The 17,599-nt window shown below is 74.4% G+C and carries 19 protein-coding genes; 7 read left to right on the forward strand and 12 right to left on the reverse strand.

Translation table 11 applies throughout. The features are described from left to right. Positions 1-42: 42 nt before the first annotated feature. Positions 43-465 (reverse strand): MarR family winged helix-turn-helix transcriptional regulator, encoded by a 423-nt coding sequence (locus D5H75_RS13725; protein WP_119926822.1) that lies wholly within the window; start codon positions 463-465, stop codon positions 43-45. Positions 466-535: 70 nt separating this feature from the next. Between D5H75_RS13725 and D5H75_RS13730 the strand changes: the two genes are divergently transcribed. After that, positions 536-2,347: an ABC transporter ATP-binding protein gene (locus tag D5H75_RS13730; RefSeq protein ID WP_119926823.1), complete on the forward strand. Its 1,812-nt coding sequence runs from the start codon at positions 536-538 to the stop codon at positions 2,345-2,347. A 131-nt stretch (positions 2,348-2,478) separates the two neighbouring features. Here D5H75_RS13730 and D5H75_RS13735 read toward each other — a convergent pair whose 3' ends face one another. Continuing rightward, a complete protein-coding gene (locus D5H75_RS13735) occupies positions 2,479-3,417 on the reverse strand; it encodes a hypothetical protein (protein WP_119926824.1) in 939 nt (312 codons plus the stop codon). Between the two features lie 36 nt (positions 3,418-3,453). On the opposite strand from D5H75_RS13735, the gene D5H75_RS13740 reads away from it, so the two are divergent. Then, positions 3,454-3,831, forward strand: coding sequence for a hypothetical protein (locus tag D5H75_RS13740; protein WP_119926825.1), 378 nt, complete (start codon positions 3,454-3,456; stop codon positions 3,829-3,831). 158 nt (positions 3,832-3,989) lie between these two features. Here the strand turns inward: D5H75_RS13740 and D5H75_RS13745 are convergent, their stop codons facing one another. Next, positions 3,990-4,433 (reverse strand): nitroreductase/quinone reductase family protein, encoded by a 444-nt coding sequence (locus tag D5H75_RS13745; protein ID WP_119927113.1) that lies wholly within the window; start codon positions 4,431-4,433, stop codon positions 3,990-3,992. 301 nt (positions 4,434-4,734) lie between these two features. Here D5H75_RS13745 and D5H75_RS13750 point away from each other — a divergent pair, with 301 nt between their 5' ends. Next, positions 4,735-5,184 carry an ATP-binding protein gene (locus D5H75_RS13750; RefSeq protein ID WP_119926826.1) on the forward strand — a complete coding sequence of 150 codons (450 nt, stop codon included), beginning with the start codon at positions 4,735-4,737 and terminating at the stop codon, positions 5,182-5,184. A gap of 80 nt (positions 5,185-5,264) precedes the next feature. Here D5H75_RS13750 and D5H75_RS41515 read toward each other — a convergent pair whose 3' ends face one another. Both D5H75_RS41515 and D5H75_RS13760 read right to left on the reverse strand, forming a co-directional pair. After that, positions 5,265-5,555, reverse strand: a complete 291-nt coding sequence (locus D5H75_RS41515) for a nuclear transport factor 2 family protein (RefSeq protein WP_202638122.1) — start codon at positions 5,553-5,555, stop codon at positions 5,265-5,267. Between the two features lie 311 nt (positions 5,556-5,866). Beyond that, positions 5,867-6,835, reverse strand: coding sequence for an aldo/keto reductase (locus tag D5H75_RS13760; RefSeq protein ID WP_119926828.1), 969 nt, complete (start codon positions 6,833-6,835; stop codon positions 5,867-5,869). 61 nt (positions 6,836-6,896) lie between these two features. Between D5H75_RS13760 and D5H75_RS13765 the strand changes: the two genes are divergently transcribed. Further along, on the forward strand, positions 6,897-7,796 hold the full coding sequence (locus D5H75_RS13765; protein ID WP_119926829.1) for a LysR family transcriptional regulator: 900 nt from the start codon (positions 6,897-6,899) through the stop codon (positions 7,794-7,796). A 118-nt stretch (positions 7,797-7,914) separates the two neighbouring features. Further along, complete coding sequence (locus D5H75_RS13770; RefSeq protein WP_147425143.1) at positions 7,915-8,787, forward strand: hypothetical protein; 873 nt, start codon at positions 7,915-7,917, stop codon at positions 8,785-8,787. 83 nt (positions 8,788-8,870) lie between these two features. Here D5H75_RS13770 and D5H75_RS13775 read toward each other — a convergent pair whose 3' ends face one another. After that, positions 8,871-9,770 (reverse strand): aldo/keto reductase, encoded by a 900-nt coding sequence (locus tag D5H75_RS13775; protein ID WP_119926831.1) that lies wholly within the window; start codon positions 9,768-9,770, stop codon positions 8,871-8,873. A 123-nt stretch (positions 9,771-9,893) separates the two neighbouring features. Between D5H75_RS13775 and D5H75_RS13780 the strand changes: the two genes are divergently transcribed. Then, a complete protein-coding gene (locus D5H75_RS13780) occupies positions 9,894-11,666 on the forward strand; it encodes a serine/threonine-protein kinase (protein ID WP_119926832.1) in 1,773 nt (590 codons plus the stop codon). Between the two features lie 58 nt (positions 11,667-11,724). On the opposite strand, the gene D5H75_RS13785 is transcribed toward D5H75_RS13780, so the two are convergent. From D5H75_RS13785 to D5H75_RS13815, 6 genes are all read right to left on the reverse strand, one after another. Beyond that, positions 11,725-12,222: a hypothetical protein gene (locus D5H75_RS13785; protein ID WP_119926833.1), complete on the reverse strand. Its 498-nt coding sequence runs from the start codon at positions 12,220-12,222 to the stop codon at positions 11,725-11,727. A 163-nt stretch (positions 12,223-12,385) separates the two neighbouring features. Next, positions 12,386-13,219 (reverse strand): arginase family protein, encoded by an 834-nt coding sequence (locus D5H75_RS13790; protein ID WP_202638123.1) that lies wholly within the window; start codon positions 13,217-13,219, stop codon positions 12,386-12,388. 164 nt (positions 13,220-13,383) lie between these two features. Further along, complete coding sequence (locus tag D5H75_RS13795; RefSeq protein WP_202638124.1) at positions 13,384-13,905, reverse strand: hypothetical protein; 522 nt, start codon at positions 13,903-13,905, stop codon at positions 13,384-13,386. A gap of 155 nt (positions 13,906-14,060) precedes the next feature. Continuing rightward, positions 14,061-14,810, reverse strand: a complete 750-nt coding sequence (locus tag D5H75_RS13805) for a methylated-DNA--[protein]-cysteine S-methyltransferase (protein ID WP_119926835.1) — start codon at positions 14,808-14,810, stop codon at positions 14,061-14,063. Beyond that, positions 14,807-15,376, reverse strand: coding sequence for an RNA polymerase sigma factor (locus D5H75_RS13810; RefSeq protein ID WP_242454220.1), 570 nt, complete (start codon positions 15,374-15,376; stop codon positions 14,807-14,809). The genes D5H75_RS13805 and D5H75_RS13810 overlap by 4 nt, the downstream gene beginning before the upstream one ends. Positions 15,377-15,528: 152 nt before the next feature. Beyond that, entirely contained in the window at positions 15,529-15,882 is a 354-nt protein-coding gene (locus tag D5H75_RS13815; protein ID WP_242454221.1) for an RDD family protein, read from the reverse strand. Between the two features lie 224 nt (positions 15,883-16,106). Here D5H75_RS13815 and glnA point away from each other — a divergent pair, with 224 nt between their 5' ends. Continuing rightward, entirely contained in the window at positions 16,107-17,531 is a 1,425-nt protein-coding gene (gene glnA, locus D5H75_RS13820) for a type I glutamate--ammonia ligase (protein ID WP_119926837.1), read from the forward strand. The last annotated feature ends 68 nt before the right edge of the window (positions 17,532-17,599 follow it).

The following is a 17,599-nucleotide window of genomic DNA, read 5'->3' on the forward strand; positions in this document are numbered from 1 at the left end:
GCGGCCGCGCGGTCGCCGGGAGCCCCGCGGGCGGCGCGGGGGTCAGCCGGCGTGGCGGTCCACGAGGGAGAGCAGGTCGAGGAGCTGGGCGCGCTGGGACTCCGTGAGCGGGGCGAAGAGGTCCTCGGAGGCCCGGCGGCGGGCGGCGCGGACGTTCTGCTGCATCTCGCGGCCCCGGTCGGTCAGCAGGAGGAGGGTGGAGCGGCGGTGGGCCGGGTCGATCTCCCTCCGGACCAGGCCGTGGGCCTCCAGGGCGTCGACCACGCTGGTCACCGAGCGGGGGACGACGCCGAGGCGGTCGGCCAGGTCCACCATGCGCGGCGGGGTCTCGGCGTGGGCGATCACGCGGAGGGCGCGCTCCTGGGACGGCGTGATGCCGAGGGGTTCCAGGCGCGCCACGTACGCGCGCCGCATCCGCTTGGTGAGCCGGAGGAACACTTCGGCCAGGTCAGCTTCGTCCGCCATGGCAGGAGTTTATTGCCGGAATAATTGTGAGCTAGGCTCCGTTTGAGTCAGCATCATCTAAAGGAGGCCCATGGAAGACTCCCCGCCCGCCGAACTGCGGCGGATCATCCGGCTGTTCCGGCCCTACCGCGCGCGCCTGGCCCTGGTCGGGCTGCTGATCATCGGGTCCACGCTGATCTCGCTGGCCTCGCCGTTCCTGCTGCGCGAGGTGATCGACGTCGCGCTCCCGCAGGGCCGCGTCGGGCTGCTCGGCGCGCTGGCCCTCGGCATGATCGTCGTCGCGGTCACCACGAGCGTGCTCGACGTCTGGCAGACGATGATCGCCTCGACCGTCGGCCAGCGCGTCATGCACGACCTGCGCACGTCGGTGTACGCCCACCTGCAGCGCATGTCCCTGGCGTTCTTCACCCGCACCAGGACCGGCGAGGTGCAGTCGCGCATCGCCGGCGACATCGGCGGCATGCAGGCCGTCATCACCTCCACCGTCACCGCCATCGTCTCCAACAGCACGATGGTGATCGCCTCGCTCGTCGCGATGCTGCTGCTGGACTGGCGGCTCACGCTGGTCTCGCTGCTCCTGCTGCCGGTGTTCGCCTGGATCAGCCGGAAGGTCGGCGCGGAGCGGCGCCGCATCACCACCGAGCGCCAGCGCAAGATGGCCGCCCTGTCGGCGATGGTCCAGGAGTCCCTCTCGGTGAGCGGCATCCTGCTCGGCCGCACGATGGGCCGTTCCGACGCCCTCACCGAGCGCTTCGCGCGCGGCTCGGACCAGCTCGCGGAGCTGGAGGTCCGCTCGGAGATGGCCGGCCGCTGGCGTCAGTCCACGATCCAGATCATCATGGCCGCGCTGCCCGCGCTGATCTACTGGGCCGCCGGGTTCACCGTCGCCGCCGGGACGCCGCTGGTCTCCATCGGCACGCTGGTCGCGTTCACCGCGCTCCAGCAGGGCATGTTCCGGCCCACGGTCTCGCTGCTGCGGGTCGGCGTGCAGGTGCAGAGCTCGCTGGCGCTGTTCGCCCGCATCTTCGAGTACCTCGACCTGCCCGTGGACATCCGCGAGCGCCCCGGCGCGGTCGCGCTGTCCGGAGTGCGCGGCGAGGTGCGGTTCGAGAACGTCTCCTTCGCGTACGGCGACGACGCCCGCACGCTGACCGGTGTGGACCTGACCGTCCCCGCGGGCACGAAGCTCGCGGTCGTGGGCGCGACCGGGGCCGGGAAGACCTCGCTGAGCTACCTGCCGTCGCGGTTGTACGACGTGACCGAGGGCCGCGTCACCATCGACGGCGTGGACGTGCGCGACCTGACGTTCGACAGCCTGGCCGAGACGGTCGGCGTCGTGGCGCAGGAGACGTACCTCTTCCACGCCTCCGTCGCCGAGAACCTGCGCTTCGCCAAGCCTGACGCGACCGACGAGGAACTGGTGGAGGCGGCGAAGGCGGCGCGCATCCACGACCACATCGCCTCCCTGCCCGACGGGTACGACACGGTCGTCGGGGAGCGCGGGCACCGGTTCTCCGGAGGAGAGAAGCAGCGCATCGCGATCGCGCGCACGCTGCTGCGGGACCCGCCGGTGCTGATCCTGGACGAGGCGACGAGCGCCCTGGACACCCGCACCGAGAAGCTGGTGCAGCGGGCCCTCGACCGGCTGTCGGCGGGACGCACCACGATCATCGTGGCCCACCGGCTGTCCACGATCCGCGACGCCGACCAGATCGTCGTGCTGGACCGCGGCCGGGTCGTCGAGCGCGGCACGCACGAGGAGCTCCTGGCCCGCGACGGCCACTACGCCACGCTGGTCGCCCGCGACGACCCCGCCGTCCCCGCCCGCGTCCCGCTCCCCGCCGCCGCCACCGCCACCGCCACCGCCACCGCCACCGCTTGAACCTGGCCGTACGGCGTGCCCATGCGCCGGCCGTACGGCGGGGCCTTCGCGCGGGCCGTACGGAACGCCCGGGTGAGGGGCGCGGCGCACGGCCGGGGGTGGCCGGCGCGCGTGCGGCGCGGGCGGCCGGGTCAGGAGGGGAAGTCGTCCGGTTCGGCCTCGCTGGTCTCGGCCTTGCCGTCGGAAACCGCGTGGAGCGTGATGCTCCAGGTGTCGTACGCCGTCGCGGTCGTCTTGAAGGGGAAGGGCTCGTCGAACTTCTCGAAAGAGCAGTCGCGGGTGAATCCGCGGTACTTGGGATCCCAGTCGCCACCAGAGGTGAAGAAGAGGCGGTAATTCCCGTCCGGAATCCCGGTCAGCTTGAATTTCCGCTTCTTGTGCACGTAGAACGTGAACGCCGTTTTCTTGCCGCGCGTCAGCGTGACGACGGCGTCCTTGGCGTTGCCGTTGTCCACGGTGAGCTCGCCGAGCCCGCGGTTCCCCGGCCTGCGCAGCGCCTGGCCGTGCGCCAGCCGCCGGTTCTTCTCCTTGGCCGCGGCCGGGACGCGCAGCGGGAGCTCCCGTCCCGCCTTGGCGCCCAGGGCCGCGGCCGCCTTCCGCAGGCCCGCCGCGGCCTCGGTGCCGCCCAGGCGGCCCAGCGCGGAGGAGGGGGCGCACACCTCCCTGCCGTCGGCGGCCTCGCGCACCGAGGCGATCTCCGTGTGGTACCGCTGGAGCTCGTCTACCAGGCCGTCGTGCTCGGCCTTGAACTCCTGCGGCGGCGTCACCCCCCGCAGCCGGTCCAGCGCCTGCCCCGCCGCCTTGTGGGCCTCGCCGAGGCGCCTGGCCACGTTCTTGACCGACCTGGCCCGGGCCACCTCGCCCATCGCGCTCCCGACCGGCTCCCCGGCCGCCGTCAGCGCCTCCCGGTAGGCCTCCGGCGACAGGGCCGCCTGCCCCGCCTTGCTCGCCTTCTGCCCGCCGCCCTGGCCCCCGCTCCCGGACTTCTCCCCCGGGGTGCAGGCCCCCAGAAGGGCGACTACCGTGATGGAGGAGACGGAGAGCCTGACAAACCCCGTATTTCGCTTCATCCGGCAATGATTAGAGATTGAACTAGGCGGGTCAAGATGCCACTTAAGGCCAAGGTCCGAGAGCGGGTCCGCCCCTTTCTCCCGCCCGGCGAAGAACTGCACTACCTGTTCCCGGCCACGGCCATGGTGAGCCACGGCGGCGGCATGTTCCACACGCTCGTGGCGGTCACGGAAACACGCGTCGTCGTGATCGCCTGCAAATGGCTGACCCGTGACAAACCCGACTCCATCTGGGCCGCCTATCCGCGCGCGATCCAGCTCGGGCCCGTCGAGATGGGCTCCCTGGGGCCCGCCATCCACATCGGGGACCTCACCCTGGAGGTGGACGAGGAATACGTCCCGGTCGTCCGCGCCGCCGACGCCGAGATCTCCCCGGCCGACCACCTGCCCCCCGACCCCCTCCCCGACCTCTGATCTCTCCCCGGCCGGTGCCCGTTCCCGGCGGCCGACCCCTTCCCGTTCCGCCCCCGCCCGCCGTACGGCTCGCGGGGGCCGTACGGCGGGCGGCCTGGCGCTCGGGGCCGGCCGGGCGCTCCGCGGCGACGCCGGCCGAGCGGCGACCGGGAGGCGCGTCAGAGGCGTTCGAGGACGACGACCGGGATCTCGCGGCGGCTGCGGGCCTCGTAGGTGCGGTAGACGGGGGCGAGCTCGACCATCTTGCGCCACAGCCGGGCGCGTTCAGGGCCCTCGGCCGTGCGCGCGCGGGCGCTGAAGCGCTCGCCGAGGATCTGCACGCGGACCTCGGGGTTCTCCATCACGTTGAGGTACCACGAGGGGTGTGTGCTGGTGATCGCCGAGCCGGAGGCGACCAGGATGTAGCGCCCGGCGTCCTCCCCGAAGAACAGGCCCGTGCGCAGCAGCCTGCCGCTCGTGCGGCCCCGGACGGTCAGCACGAGGTTGGTCATGCCCCCTTCCAGGTAGCCGTCGCCGCCGTCGGTGGTGATGTACCGCCGCACGTGCTCGGCGACGGACCTGTCGGGACTGTCCCACACGTCCTCGTCGTCCCAGTCGTCCACGCACCCCTCCTTGATCGTTCCGTACTCCCGGAACAAGCCGCCCGGCGCCGCGGTGATTCCCGGCGCCGGGCGTTCTCACTCCCGATCGGGCGGCGATACCCCCGGCCGGGCGTTTCCGGGGCGCCCGCCGTACCCGCAGGTCCTGGCGGCGGGGACGGGCCGAGAGACGCGCGGGACGCGCGGGGTTCGGGATATGTAGCCCTGAGGTGAGGTGTCCGGAGCGGGGAGTGGGGCGTCCCTCTTATGGATTGGCGGTCACGGCCCACCCGGGGGGCAGGCAGCCGCCGGGAGGTGGGCACGCATGAGAGTGAGCACGACCGACGCCCGAGAATCGACCCGCGCCCGCGGTGCACCCGGCGCGCCCCCCGCGGCGATCTGCGGGCGCGCCTTCCGCGGGCGACTGGAGCAGGTGGCCGAGGCCCGGCGCTTCGTCGCGGTGCTGCTGGCCGGGACCCGCGTCGCGAGCGCGGCCACCGCGGTGGTCAGCGAGCTCGTCGCCAACGCGATCCGGCACACCCGCAGCGGCGAACCCGGCGGGCTCCTCGTCCTCCAGGTGACCCGCCATCGCGCCGGGGTCCGCATCGCCGTCGTGGACGAGGGCGGCCCCAAGGCCCCCGCCCTGCGCGAGCCGTACCCCGACGACCTGGCCGAATCCGGCCGGGGCCTGCTCACCGTCGAGGCGTACGCCACCCGGTGGGACTGGTACGGCGACGCCGACGGCCGCACGGTCTGGGCCGACCTCACCGCCTGAGCGCGTCCCCCGGGCGGCGGTCCTCGCCGCCCGGGGGACGGTCACGGGCCCGCCGCGCGTGCGGGCCCGGCGGGGCCGGATCAGGCGTACTGGAGGTCGGCGCGCGCGACGCGGCCTCCGGCGTAGGTGAAGTCGTAGTGGGCGCGCCAGCCGGAGGAGCCCGCGGGAGCCCAGTGGACCAGCAGCTTCTGGCCGTCGGGGCGGTTCTCCACGACGGAGAGCACGCGGAGCGTCCCGCCGATCACCTCCGCCGAGGCCCAGCGGCGGATCGCGTCCGCGCCGCTGATCGTGCGCGAGACGTCCAGGATCTCGGCGTCCTCGGCGAACGCGCCCACCAGCGCGTCCAGGTCGCCCTTGTTGACGGCGTCCACGTACGCCAGGGCCTCGCGCCGGGCCCCGCCGCCCTCAGCGGGGGCGGACGCGCCGGTCGCCTCCGGGGACGGGGCCGGCCGGGACGGGGCCGGCCGGGATGGCGCTGAGTGGGATGGCGCTGAGTGGGACGGGGCCGATCGGGGCTGGTTTGACGGGGGCTGGTTTGACGGGGACTGGGCTGACGGGGACTGGACGCCCGCCCGCGGGCCGGGCTGGACCGGCCCCGAGCCGCCGCAGGCGGTGAGGGGCCAGACGGCCGCGGCGAGGGCGAGCGCGAGGAGGCCGGCCGGGCGCGGCGGGGTGCGACGGGTCACAGCAGGGTCCCACCGGCGGGCCGGAAACCGGCCAGGGCCTTGTCGAGCAGCGCGAGGGTGTCGGGGTGGAGGTCGAGCGCCCCGGCCTCGACGTTCTCCGTGATGTGGGCGGGCGTGCGGCTGCCCGGGATGGGGACGACGCGGTCGTGCTGGTGGAGCAGCCAGGCCAGGGCGAGCTGGGCCGGGGTGACGCCGAGCCGGCCGGCCAGGCGGCGGATCGGGGCGTACCGGTCGTTGTTGGCGGTCAGGTTGCCCGCCGCGAAGCGGGGCGCGTTGTGGCGGAAGTCGCCGTCGCGCAGCTCGGTCACGGTCCCGGTCAGGAACCCGGCGCCCAGCGGGCTCCAGGCGACCACGCCCGCGCCGGCCTCGTCCGCCGCGGCCAGCAGGTCGGGGTCGATCGGCCGCCACATGGACCACTCGGTCTGCACGGCGGCGACCGGGTGCACGGCGTGCGCGCGCCGGAGCTGCTCCGCGGTCGCGTTGGACAGGCCGATGTGGCGGACCAGCCCGTCGGCGACCAGGTCGGCCATCGCGCCCACCGTGTCCTCGATGGGCACGGCCGGGTCGGGGAAGTGCGGGTAGTACAGGTCGATCGCGTCCACGCCCAGGTTGCGCAGGCTGCGCTCGGCGTACCGCCGTACCAGCCGGGGTTCGGCGTTGACCGCGAGCTTCCCGAACTCGAAGCCCACGGGGATCTCGCGGGCGCTCTCGCCTTCCGGCACCGCCAGCCCGAACTTGGTGGCCACCACGACGTCGCGGCCCTTGACCGCCGCGCCGACCAGCCGCTCGTTGTGGGCGCCGTCGCCGTACGCGTCGCTCGTGTCCACGAAGGCCGCGCCCTCGTCGATCGCGTGCCGCAGCGCGGTCAGCGCCCGGTCCTCGTCGATCTCGCCGTACATGCCGGGGGAGAGCACCATCGCGCCGAAGCCGATGGGCGGGACGTTCAGACCGCCGAGACTCCTCATGGCCGAGATACTGGGTCCCGGGGGTTCCGCCGTCCAAGACCTGTCGCTATAACCGTCGGTTATGGACGTGCACCTGCGGGACCTGCGGTACTTCGCCGAGGTCGCGGCGGAGCTGAGCTTCACCCGGGCCGCCGAGCGGCTGTTCGTGTCCCAGCCCGCCCTGTCCAAGCAGATCCGGGCCCTGGAGCGGCACCTGGGGTTCGCGCTGTTCGACCGCGCGCCGTCCGGGGTGGAGCTGACCGCCGCCGGTGCGGCGCTGCTGGCCTCGGCCCGTGACCTGCTGGAACGGTGGGACCAGGGGGTCGCGGCGGCGCGTGCGGCGCTCCCGGCGGGCACGCTGGTGATCGGCATGCAGACGGCGGTCGGGCGGGACCTGCAGGCGGCGGCGCTGCGCGGGTTCCGGCGCCGCATGCCGGGGTGGAGGATCTCGCTGCGCCTCGTCGGGTGGGAGGACCCGAGCTGCGGGCTGGCCGACGGCGGAGCGGACGTGGCCTTCGTCTGGCTGCCCGCGCCCGCTGGCACGGCCACGCGCGTGCTCGCGGTGGAGCGCGTGGTCGTGGCGCTGCCCGAGGACCACCCGCTGTGCGCGCGGGACGAGGTCGGGTACGCCGAGCTGCTGGGCGAGCCGTTCGTCGCCCTGCCCCGGGCGGCCGGGCCGCTGCGGGACTTCTGGCTGGGCGGCGGGGACGTGCGCGTCGGGGTGGAGGCGGCGACGGCGGACGAGGTGTTCGAGGCCGTGCTCGGCGGGCTCGGGGTGGCGCTGCTGGCCGAGGGGAACGCGGCCCTCTACTCGCGCCCGGGGATCGTCTGCCGGCCCGTCTCCGGGCTGCCGCCCGCGGAACTGGCCGTGGCCTGGCGCGCGGGGGACCGGCGCCCTGCGGTCATGGCCTATCTCGACGCGCTGGGACAGGCCGGGCGGGAGGCGCGGGATCCCGGCCCGGGGGAGAGCGCCGCCGGCTGAGGGAGTTTTCCACAGGCGTCCGGGCCGTCCACAGAACCGGGTTCGGGCACGTGGGAGGGGGCGGGCGGGTGACAGCGTGGGCGAGTCCCCGTTCGTCACCCCTCGCCCGGAGGCCCCCATGATCGTTCTTCCCGTGGTACGGCCGGCGGCGGCCGGCCTGGTCGTCGCGGCGCCGCGGATCGTCTCCGACGACCCGTTCGAGCTGATCCGGGACCGCTGGGAGCCCCCGCCGTGGCCCGGGGAGGTGGAGGTGCGGATCGACCGGGCCGCGGCGGACGACCCCGAGATCACCGGGGCACTGGAGACGCTCGCCTGCCCCGCCTGCCACCGCCGGGCCGACCACCTGGAGCTCGACCGCATCGCGCGGGCCCGCGTCCACTACGCCGTCACCTGCGCCGCGCCGCCGGGCTGGCCGCCCCTGCACCTGTGGGCCCTGTGGCAGGCGGTGTCCCTGCTGGCCGAGCGCACCGGCGGGCTGCGCCTCGACCCGCACACGCCCCGCCTCATCCCGGCGGGCTGGCGGCCGCGCCCGCCGACCCGGCCCGAGCGGTTCGCCGTCGGCGACTGGGCGCGGGTCCTCGGTTTCCAGGACGACGACGGCGGGACCCGCCTCCACACGGCAGGCATGCACGTCTTCGGGCTGCCCGATCTGGAGGTCCGCGACGTCCGCCCCGACCTGTGCCGCGCCTGGGCGCGCCTCCTGCTCGGCCTGGCCCGCGCCCTGGTCCACCGGCAGTGGGCCGACCTGGCCGCCGAGCCCGCCCGCGTGTCGCGCGTCCTGCCCGGGCGGCTGGAGATCACGGCGTCCGACGTGGCGGCCGCCCTGGCCGAGCCCCTTCCGGCCCACCCCGCGCGCCGCGTCGCCGTCTCCCTCCGCCACGCCACGCCCGTCGCCGGGTCCCGGCCGCGGCTGGCCGTGGGGCCGCCGCCCGAGCGCCGGGGGCCCGTCAGGACCTGGCACGTGGACGCCGCCCAGGCCATGGGCCCCTAGCCGGGCCCTCGGCGCTCCACGCCCCGCCCCCGGTTCCCATCGCCGACGCGGGCCGGGGGAGGGCGTGGGCGCCCGGTTCCCGCTCAGGAGGCGGTGAGGGTGTCGAGGCGGGCGAACTGCTCGCTCGTCAGGGAGAGCGACAGGGCCGCCGCGTTCTCCTCCAGGTGCGAGACGGAGCGGGTGCCGGGGATGGGGATGATCGTGGGGGAGCGGTGGAGGAGCCAGGCCAGGGCGGTCTGGGAGGCCGTCGCGCCCAGTTCGCGGGCCACCTCGGCGATGGGGCCCTCCGTGGCGGAGTGCGCGCCCATGGCGATCGGGAAGTACGGCAGGAAGGCGATGCCGTGCTCCGCCGCGTAGTCGACCACGTCGTCGTGGTGGCGGTCGGCGAGGTTGTAGACGTTCTGCACGCTCGCGATCGGCACGATCTCCTGGGCCTCGCGCAGTTCGTCCACCGTGACCTCGGACAGGCCGATGTGGCGCACCTTGCCCTCGTCGCGCAGCCGCTTCAGCGCGCCGAGCTGGTCGGCCAGCGGCACCGTGGGGTCGATGCGGTGCAACTGGAGCAGGTCCAGCCGCTCCACGCGCAGCCGCCGCAGGGCCAGCTCGGCCTGCTGGCGGAGATACTCCGGCCGGCCCAGCGGCACCCACTCGTCCGGCGCGGGCCGGGCGACGCCGACCTTGGCCGCGATCAGCAGGCCGTCATACGGGTGGAGGGCCTTGGCGATCAGCTCCTCGTTCTCGCCGAGCGCGTAGGCGTCGGCGGTGTCGAAGAGCTGGATCCCCAGGTCCGCGGCCCGCCGCAGCAGCGCGATCGCGCCCGCCTCGTCGTCCGGCGCGGTCCAGATCGGCGCCTGGGCCGGCGGCAGGGTGTCGGCACCCGGCCCGCCGGACAGCCGCATCGCGCCGTAGCCGATCCTGCTCACGGTCAGGTCCCCGCCCACCGCGAAGACGTCGTTCTTCTTGTTCAGCGTCGTGTTCGTCATGACTGAAACGGTAGGAATTCACATCGATGTGAGGTTCAAGGGAATGTGGCACAGATCACAGTCGGCCGTGCGGCGGATGGGCCGGGATGGCGCGAGCCTGGACCGATCGGTATGTTCCCCCCTATGCCTGGGCCTGAGGGGCCGCTGCTCGCGGGGCGTTACCGGCTGGTGGGGCGGCTCGGACGCGGCGGGATGGGCGTCGTGTGGCGCGCCCGCGACGAGATGCTGCGCCGGGACGTCGCGGTCAAGGAGGTCCTGCTCGCGGAGGGGCAGGGCGGCGAGGAGCGCGAGGAACGCCTGCGGCGCACGCTGCGCGAGGCGCGGGCCGCCGCCGGGCTCAACCATCCGGGGATCGTCACCGTCCACGACGTGGTCGAGGAGGACGGGCGGCCGTGGATCGTGATGGAGCTGATCGAGGGCCCCTCGCTCGACGGCCTCATCGCCGAGCGCGGGCCGCTGCCGGAGCGCCGCGCCGCCGCGATCCTGCTCCAGGTGCTGGAGGCGCTGCGGGCGGCCCACGCCGCGGGCGTCCTGCACCGGGACGTCAAACCGGCCAACGTCCTGCTGTCCGACCCGCGCCGGGCCAGGGCCGCCGGGCTCCACCCGGGCCATCGGCCGCCCGGCACCCGGCCGGCGGGGCCCCAGGCGTACGGCCCGGCGACGGGTCTCCGCGAGTCCCCCACCGGCTCCCCTCACACCGCTCACGCGAGCACCGCCGCCGCCGGGATGACCGGGATGGCCGGGGGAGCCGGCCCGGATCACGGGGCGGAGGGGCGGGAACGCGTCGTCCTGACGGACTTCGGCATCGCGCTGGCGGAGTACGACTCCACGCTGACCGGGCCCGGGTCGGCGGTCGGGTCCCTGGAGTACATGGCGCCCGAGCAGTTCTCCGGCGGGCGCGAGTCCCCGGCCTCGGACCTGTGGGCGCTCGGGGTGACGCTCTACAAGGCGGTCGAGGGCGTCGGCCCGTTCCACCGCGCGAACCCGACCGCCACGGTCGGCGCGATCCTCTCCCAGCCGCCGCGCCCGCCGCTGCGCGCCGCCCTCCTGTGGCCGGTCATCGACGGCCTCCTGCGCAAGAACCCCGCCGAGCGCCTGCCCGCCGACGCGGTGACCCGCCTCCTCGCCCAGGTGGCGTACGGCGAGCCGCCCGCCCCGGCCCGCCGCGCCCGGTCGCGCCGCGGCCTCGTGATCGCCGCCGGGGCGCTCGCCGTCGCCGTGGCCGCCTCCGCCGCCGTCCTCTTGGCCCGGGGCGTGATCCCGTGGCCCGGCGCCGCCCGGAGCCCGTCCCCGGGCCCCACCGCCGCCGGCGGCCACAGCCCCGCCCAGGGGACCCCCGCCCCGGGCACCTCCGGCCAGGGGACCTCCGCCCCGAGTTCGGCCGCCGCCCGCCCGTCCGGCGCGTCCGACTCGGGCCCGGCCCCGCCCGGGGCCGTACCCCCGGGGTTCACCCGCTTCGAGAAGCCCGGCCGCTTCTCCCTGGCGGTCCCGGCCGGGTGGCGGAAGAAGGACGCCTCCACGAACCAGGAGACGTCCGTGGAGTGGCGCGGCCCCGAGGGCTCCGACCAGCGCCTCTGGACCGTCCAGGTGATCGCCCAGCCCCTCGGCCTGCTCGAATCCGCCGACCCGCGCCAGATCCTGGGCAGCACCCGCGAGGGGTTCGAGCGGAAGGGCGCCATCGAGACGCTGAGGTTCCGCGAGATCGGCGGCGAGATCCCCGGCGCCGAATGGGAGGCGGTCATCTCCCAGTCGGGCACCGGCAAGAAGGCGCACGTCTACTCCCGCCTCCTGGTCATCGACCGCCGCGCCGCCGTCCTCCTCTTCACCGCCCCCCACGAGGACTGGCCCCGGGCCGCGTCCCACCTGGCCGCCTTCACCGGCACCTTCACGCTGTGAGCCCGGTCTGGGCCGGCCGGCGGGAGGCCGGTCAGGCCATCAGTCCGCGTCAGGCCCGTCAGTCCTCGTCGAACGCCAGCACCGTGACGACGACCCCGCCGCCGGCGCCGACGACCACGGCGTCCATGACATGCCGCGTCACCGGATCCCAGCCGCACAGGTCGGTGTTGGTCCACCAGCGGGCGCCGTACCCCAGCAGGCGGGCCAGCGCGCGGAAGACCTCGCCCGCCTTCGCCTCGTCATAGCGGCCCGGAGTCCGGTAGGCCAGCGTGACCGACGCGATGCGCACCAGCCTGCGCAGGGCGCCGGCCTCGTCGATCTCGGTGAGGCGGCCGGCCAGGTCGTCCGGGGACTCCGGCGGCTCGAAGGGCTCGTCGAGGCCCCCGCCGGCGTCGAGGCCGCGGACCAGCCGGAACACCTCAAGCGGCACGCCCTCGGCGGTGCCGGGATTCGCCCAGGCGCGCAGTTCCCCGTTCCCGTGCGGCCCGCTCAGCCCGGACAGCAGGGCACGGATCCGGGCGAGCCGGTCCGGCACGCTCAGCGCGCCGCTCTTCACGGCGCCCGCCCCGCCCCGCGCCGTCTCCCCGGCGTCCGCCCGGTCACGTGCCGTCTTCCGGCGTCCGGCCGGTCACGTGCCGTCTTCCGGCGTCCGGCTCGCCGCGTCCCGTCTTCCCGGGGGCGCGGCGTCGCGACCGGGAAGACGGCGTGGGGCCGGGCTCTCAGCGGGTGAGGAGGGCGGGCAGGAGGTCCGCGAGAAGGGCCTGGTCATCGGGGTGCTCCGGGGTGTACTCCGTGACGCCGAGGCCGGCGAGGGGGAAGCGGTCGGTCAGGGCGCGCACGGCGGCGCGGAGGGCGGCGGGGGTCAGGCCGCCGGGCTCGGGATAGTTGAGGGAGCCGAAGGTTCCGGGGTCGAGGACGTCCAGGTCGATGTGGACGTAGACGGACGTCGCCCCGGTGGCGGCGACGGCCTCGACGAGCCGGTCGGGAGAGGCGAGCAGGTCGGGGACGCCGACGTGGCGGAGCCCGGTCCGGGCGAGGTAGGACCGCTCCCCGGGGTCCAGCGCGCGGACGCCCGCCAGCACGACCTGACCGGGGTGGAGCGGCTGCCCGGGCAGCAGGGCGGGCGGGCCCTCACCCAGCAGCGTGCGCAGGACCATCCCGTGGAAGGAGTGCGACCCCGAGGACTCCGGCGTGTTCAGATCGCCGTGCGCGTCGAACCAGACCACCGCCAGGGCGTCGCCGTGGCGCGCCCGCGCCGCCGCCACCGGTTCCAGCTCCACCCCGCAGTCGCCCCCGGCCGTGACGACGACGCCGTCACCCGCCGAGGCCAGCGCGGCGCGGGCCGCGGCGGCGACCTCGGCCAGCACGTCCAGCCCGAGCACGTCGCCGTCCTGGGCGCCCGGCCCGTCCGGCACCGGCACCCGCACGACCCGCGCCCCCGGCAGGGCCTCGGCGAGCCGGTCGGCGCCCAGCGGGAGCAGGTGCCGCCGCGCCGTGGCGGCCCCCTGCCACTGCGGCACCGTGAGAACTGTCACACCAGCCAGATCAGTCACGGCGTCAATGATCCCAGTCCGCTCCGCCGATGTCAGCGCGGACTCCCGCCGAATCGGGATATGCCGGGAGAGAAGCCGGTCCCAGCGTCAAGAAGGAGACGCGCCAGGGCCTCCCGGAGCCTGCCGTACGGCGGGCGCGCGCCGGCCGTACGGCATGGCCAGGGTCAGGGGAGGGGAAGGGGGAGGAGCCGGTCGTCCCGGTACACCGCGGGGGTGCCGTCGGGGCGGGTGACCATGAGACCTTCGGTCGCGGCGTCCCCGGCCAGGGTGGGCAGGCCCGGGTGCGCCAGGGCGGAGAAGGCGATCGTGCGTCCCGGGTCCCACAGGCCGGTCTCCAGCAGGCGGGGGGCGATCGCGCTCCAGCCCGGCGCGTCGTCCGCGATCACCCACAGGTCGGGGACCGGCGTGGTGAGGCGCCGGGCCTGCCGCAGCCAGGAGGCCGCCGTCGCGGGCCACGACACCACCGCGCCGACCGCCCCGCCGTACGCCTGCCATGACTCGGCGAACGCCCGGGCGGCGGCGATCGCGCCGGGGGAGCGGCCGTGGCCGATGTTGACCAGGCTCGCTCCCCGCGCCCGCGCCAGCCGTACGAGGCCCGCCACCTCCGCCGCGAGGCCCGCCACCTCCGCCGCGAGGCCCGCCACCTCCGCCGCGAGGCCCGCCACCTCCGCCGCGAGGCCCGTCACCTCCGCTCCCAGGTCCGCACCTTCCGCACCGAGGTCCGCACCCTCCGCGAGGTCCGCACCCTCCGCCGCGTGGTCCCGGCCCGGCGCGGAGAGGGCCCCGGGCCCCGTGGCGAGGTCAGGGCCCGCCGGGGCGGGACCGGTGCCGGGGCGGCCGGTCACGCGGCCAGGTCGGGGTGGCAGGACCGGCAGGGGCGGAAGCCGGCGGCGGCGGCCTGGGCCAGGGTGCGGAAGCCGTGCCGGTGCCGCGGGGTGATGCGGCGCGCGTTGTGGCAGGTGGGGAAGCACACCACCCCGGTCGTGTCGCTCGCGACGTAGAAGACGCCCCGGGCGGCCAGCGTCCGCATCTCGTCCACGTTCACCGACTCGGTGCGCAGCAGGGTCTCCTTGGCCTCGCGGCCGAACACGTAGTCGCCGGTCTGGCCGTCGGAGCGGGTGACGCGATGGCACGGGATCAGCAGCGGCACCGGGTTGTTCCCCAGGGCCGTGCCGACCGCGCGCACCGCCTTGGGCCGCCCGATCCGGTGGGCGATCCAGGAGTACGGCCGGACCTCGCCGCGCGGGATCGTGCGCGCGGCCAGCAGCACGTCGCGCTGGAAGTCGGTCAGCCCGCGCAGGTCGAAGCGCAGTCCCGACGTGCGCCCGGTGCGGAGCGCGGGCAGCAGCCCGGCGGGCGGCCGGTCGGCGGGGAGCAGCGGGCGGCCGAAGCGCGCGCGGAACGAGGCGGTGAAGTCCCCCGGGTCCGTGCGGACGTACGCGATGCCGTGGTCGGTGAAGGCGACCGACATCTCGCCGAGCGGGCCGTCCACGCGGACCCACCGCGCGGCGATCCGGTCCAGCAGGCCCGCGGGCGCGTCGGTGGTCAGGTCCGCGAGCCGGTCCAGCAGGCGGTCCTCTGGAGAGTTCATCGTGCACCCCCTTCGGTGAGCGCGCGGAGCCGCTTGAGCCCGCGCGAGACGTGAGACTTGACGGTGCCCTGGGGAAGGCCGAGGACGTCGGCGATCTCCGATACGGCGAACCCCGAGACGTGCCGCAGGACGACACAGGCGCGCTGGTCGTCCGGCAGCCGGCGCAGCATCGCGGCGAGCTCGTCGCCGGTCTCGCGCCGCTCGGCGGCCGCCTCGACGCTCTCGCCGGGGTCGACCTCCTCCACGTCCTCTCCGGTCAGGTCGAGGAGCGGCCGGCGCTGACCGTCCCGGTGCTGGTTGCGCCACAGGTTCATGAGGATCGTCATCACCCAGGCCCGGGGCCGCAGCGACCCGATGCGATCGGCGTCGTATCCGCTCAGCGCCCGGAACGCCCGCAGGAACGCCTCGGCGGTCAGATCCTCGGCGTCCGCCCACCGTCCCGACAGCCGCAGCGCCGTCGAGAACACCAGGCCCCGGTAGGCCTCGAACAACATCACGAACCCCTGGTCGAGGTCCTCCCGGAGCGCCTTGAGCAGCGGCGCGTCCTGTTCGTCCGTATCCCTCACGGTCACTTCAACCCCGCCGGGACCGGAACGGTTGCACCCCGGCCGGAATTCGTCCCACCCGTTTCCGGCGCACGTCCCGGACCTCCGTGAACCCCCACGTCACACGCCCTGCCGTACGGCCTGAGCCCGCGGAAGGCGTAGCGCGGCGGAGGTCAGGCGCGCACGATGACGGTGCCGGCGAGGCGGTCGTGGAGGCCGCGGAAGTCGTCGTCGCTCACCACCGCGGGGATGAACAGGCACAGCAGGGCAGTGCGGATCAGGGCGGCCAGCGGGGTCACCGGGCCGCCGCCGAGACCGGTCACGCGCAGGCCGAACAGGCGGTGCCCGAGGGTGGTGCCGAGGGTGGTCAGGAGGACGAGGTTCTCCAGCGCGAAGATGCCCAGGGTCAGCACGGACGTGGACTGGAACAGGCCGACCGCGATCGCCGTGCACGCCAGCCAGTCGACCAGGAGCGCGCCGAGGCGGCGGGCCGGACGCGCGATCGAACCGGGGCCGGTTTCCGGCATACCGAGCGCTTGACCTGGGTATCCATCGCTCTCAGACGGTTCGCCCGCCAGCCAGGTCTGCGTCACACGGGGTTTCTTGCTCACCCTGACACGGTATCCGAGGGGGTGGGCGGTCGCCGTACCACAGCACTGACCCGCTTTACACGCGCGAAACACACGAGACATGGGGCGGAAACGGCCGGCGCCTAGGTTCATGACTGAAGTCCGTGCCCCTGGGAGGTTGGATGTTCAAGAACGCCGACGACGTTCTGAAGTTCATCAGGGAAGAAGACGTGGAGTTCGTCGATGTCAGGTTCGTCGACCTGCCGGGGACCTCGCACCACTTCACGTTCCCGGCGCAGAACTTCGGCGAGAGCGTCTTCACCGAGGGCCTGATGTTCGACGGGTCCTCGATCCGCGGCTTCCAGGCGATCCACGAGTCGGACATGCTGCTGCTGCCCGACCCCTCGACCGCCGTGGTGGACCCGTTCCGCCAGCACAAGACGCTCAACATCAACTTCTTCGTGCACGACCCGCTGACGGGTGAGGCCTACAGCCGGGACCCGCGTAACGTGGCGAAGAAGGCCGAGGACTACCTGCGCGGCACCGGGGTGGCGGACACCGTCTACTTCGGGCCCGAGGCCGAGTTCTACATCTTCGACGACGTGCGCTTCGAGACGAAGGCGAACGCCGGCTACTACTACCTCGACTCGGTCGAGGGCGCGTGGAACTCCGGGCGGGAGGAGGAGGGCGGCAACCTCGGGAACAAGCCCCGCTACAAGGGCGGGTACTTCCCCGTGCCGCCGGTGGACCACTACACCGACCTGCGCTCGGAGATGGTCAAGCAGCTCATCGAGTGCGGCATCGACGTGGAGATGCAGCACCACGAGGTGGGCACGGCGGGCCAGGCGGAGATCGACTTCCGGTTCGGCACGCTGCTGAAGACGGCCGACAACCTGATGCTCTACAAGTACATCATCAAGAGCGTCGCCTATGAGTACGGCAAGACCGTGACCTTCATGCCGAAGCCGCTCTTCGGCGACAACGGCTCGGGCATGCACTGCCACCAGTCGCTGTGGAAGGACGGCGAGCCGCTGTTCTTCGACGAGGTCGGTTACGCCGGGCTCTCCGACACCGCCCGCCACTACATCGGCGGCCTGCTCAAGCACGCGTCGTCGCTGCTGGCGTTCACGAACCCGACGGTCAACTCCTACCACCGCCTCGTCCCCGGCTTCGAGGCGCCGGTCAACCTGGTCTACTCGCAGCGCAACCGCTCGGCCTGCGTCCGCATCCCGATCACCGGGTCGAACCCCAAGGCCAAGCGCATCGAGTTCCGGGTGCCCGACCCGTCCTGCAACCCCTACCTGGCGTTCTCGGCGATGCTCATGGCCGGCCTGGACGGCATCAAGAACAAGATCGAGCCGCCGGAGCCCGTGGACAAGGACCTCTACGAGCTCCCGCCCGAGGAGGCCCGCCAGGTCCCGCAGGTCCCCGGCTCGCTGGAGAAGGTCCTGGACGCCCTGGAGGCGGACCACGAGTACCTCCTCGAAGGCGGCGTCTTCACCCCCGACCTCATCGAGACCTGGATCTCCTACAAGCGTGAGAACGAGGTGGACCCCATCCGCCTCCGCCCCCACCCCCACGAGTTCGAGCTCTACTACGACGTGTGACCCGTACGGCGTGAGGCCGCCCCGGCCGCGCCGTACTCCGGAAGCGCCCCGCCCGCGCGGCGGGGCGT

The organism is Bailinhaonella thermotolerans, from assembly GCF_003594875.1.
Taxonomy (GTDB): domain Bacteria; phylum Actinomycetota; class Actinomycetes; order Streptosporangiales; family Streptosporangiaceae; genus Bailinhaonella; species Bailinhaonella thermotolerans.

Bases quoted from the DNA above. Each gene is read 5' to 3' on its own strand.
- D5H75_RS13725 (WP_119926822.1), bottom strand. From the start codon at position 465: ATGGCGGACGAAGCTGACCTGGCCGAAGTGTTCCTCCGGCTCACCAAG.
- D5H75_RS13730 (WP_119926823.1), top strand. From the start codon at position 536: ATGGAAGACTCCCCGCCCGCCGAACTGCGGCGGATCATCCGGCTGTTC.
- D5H75_RS13735 (WP_119926824.1), bottom strand. From the start codon at position 3,417: ATGAAGCGAAATACGGGGTTTGTCAGGCTCTCCGTCTCCTCCATCACG.
- D5H75_RS13740 (WP_119926825.1), top strand. From the start codon at position 3,454: ATGCCACTTAAGGCCAAGGTCCGAGAGCGGGTCCGCCCCTTTCTCCCG.
- D5H75_RS13750 (WP_119926826.1), top strand. From the start codon at position 4,735: ATGAGAGTGAGCACGACCGACGCCCGAGAATCGACCCGCGCCCGCGGT.
- D5H75_RS13760 (WP_119926828.1), bottom strand. From the start codon at position 6,835: ATGAGGAGTCTCGGCGGTCTGAACGTCCCGCCCATCGGCTTCGGCGCG.
- D5H75_RS13765 (WP_119926829.1), top strand. From the start codon at position 6,897: ATGGACGTGCACCTGCGGGACCTGCGGTACTTCGCCGAGGTCGCGGCG.
- D5H75_RS13770 (WP_147425143.1), top strand. From the start codon at position 7,915: ATGATCGTTCTTCCCGTGGTACGGCCGGCGGCGGCCGGCCTGGTCGTC.
- D5H75_RS13775 (WP_119926831.1), bottom strand. From the start codon at position 9,770: ATGACGAACACGACGCTGAACAAGAAGAACGACGTCTTCGCGGTGGGC.
- D5H75_RS13780 (WP_119926832.1), top strand. From the start codon at position 9,894: ATGCCTGGGCCTGAGGGGCCGCTGCTCGCGGGGCGTTACCGGCTGGTG.
- D5H75_RS13805 (WP_119926835.1), bottom strand. From the start codon at position 14,810: ATGAACTCTCCAGAGGACCGCCTGCTGGACCGGCTCGCGGACCTGACC.
- D5H75_RS13815 (WP_242454221.1), bottom strand. From the start codon at position 15,882: ATGCCGGAAACCGGCCCCGGTTCGATCGCGCGTCCGGCCCGCCGCCTC.
- glnA (WP_119926837.1), top strand. From the start codon at position 16,107: ATGTTCAAGAACGCCGACGACGTTCTGAAGTTCATCAGGGAAGAAGAC.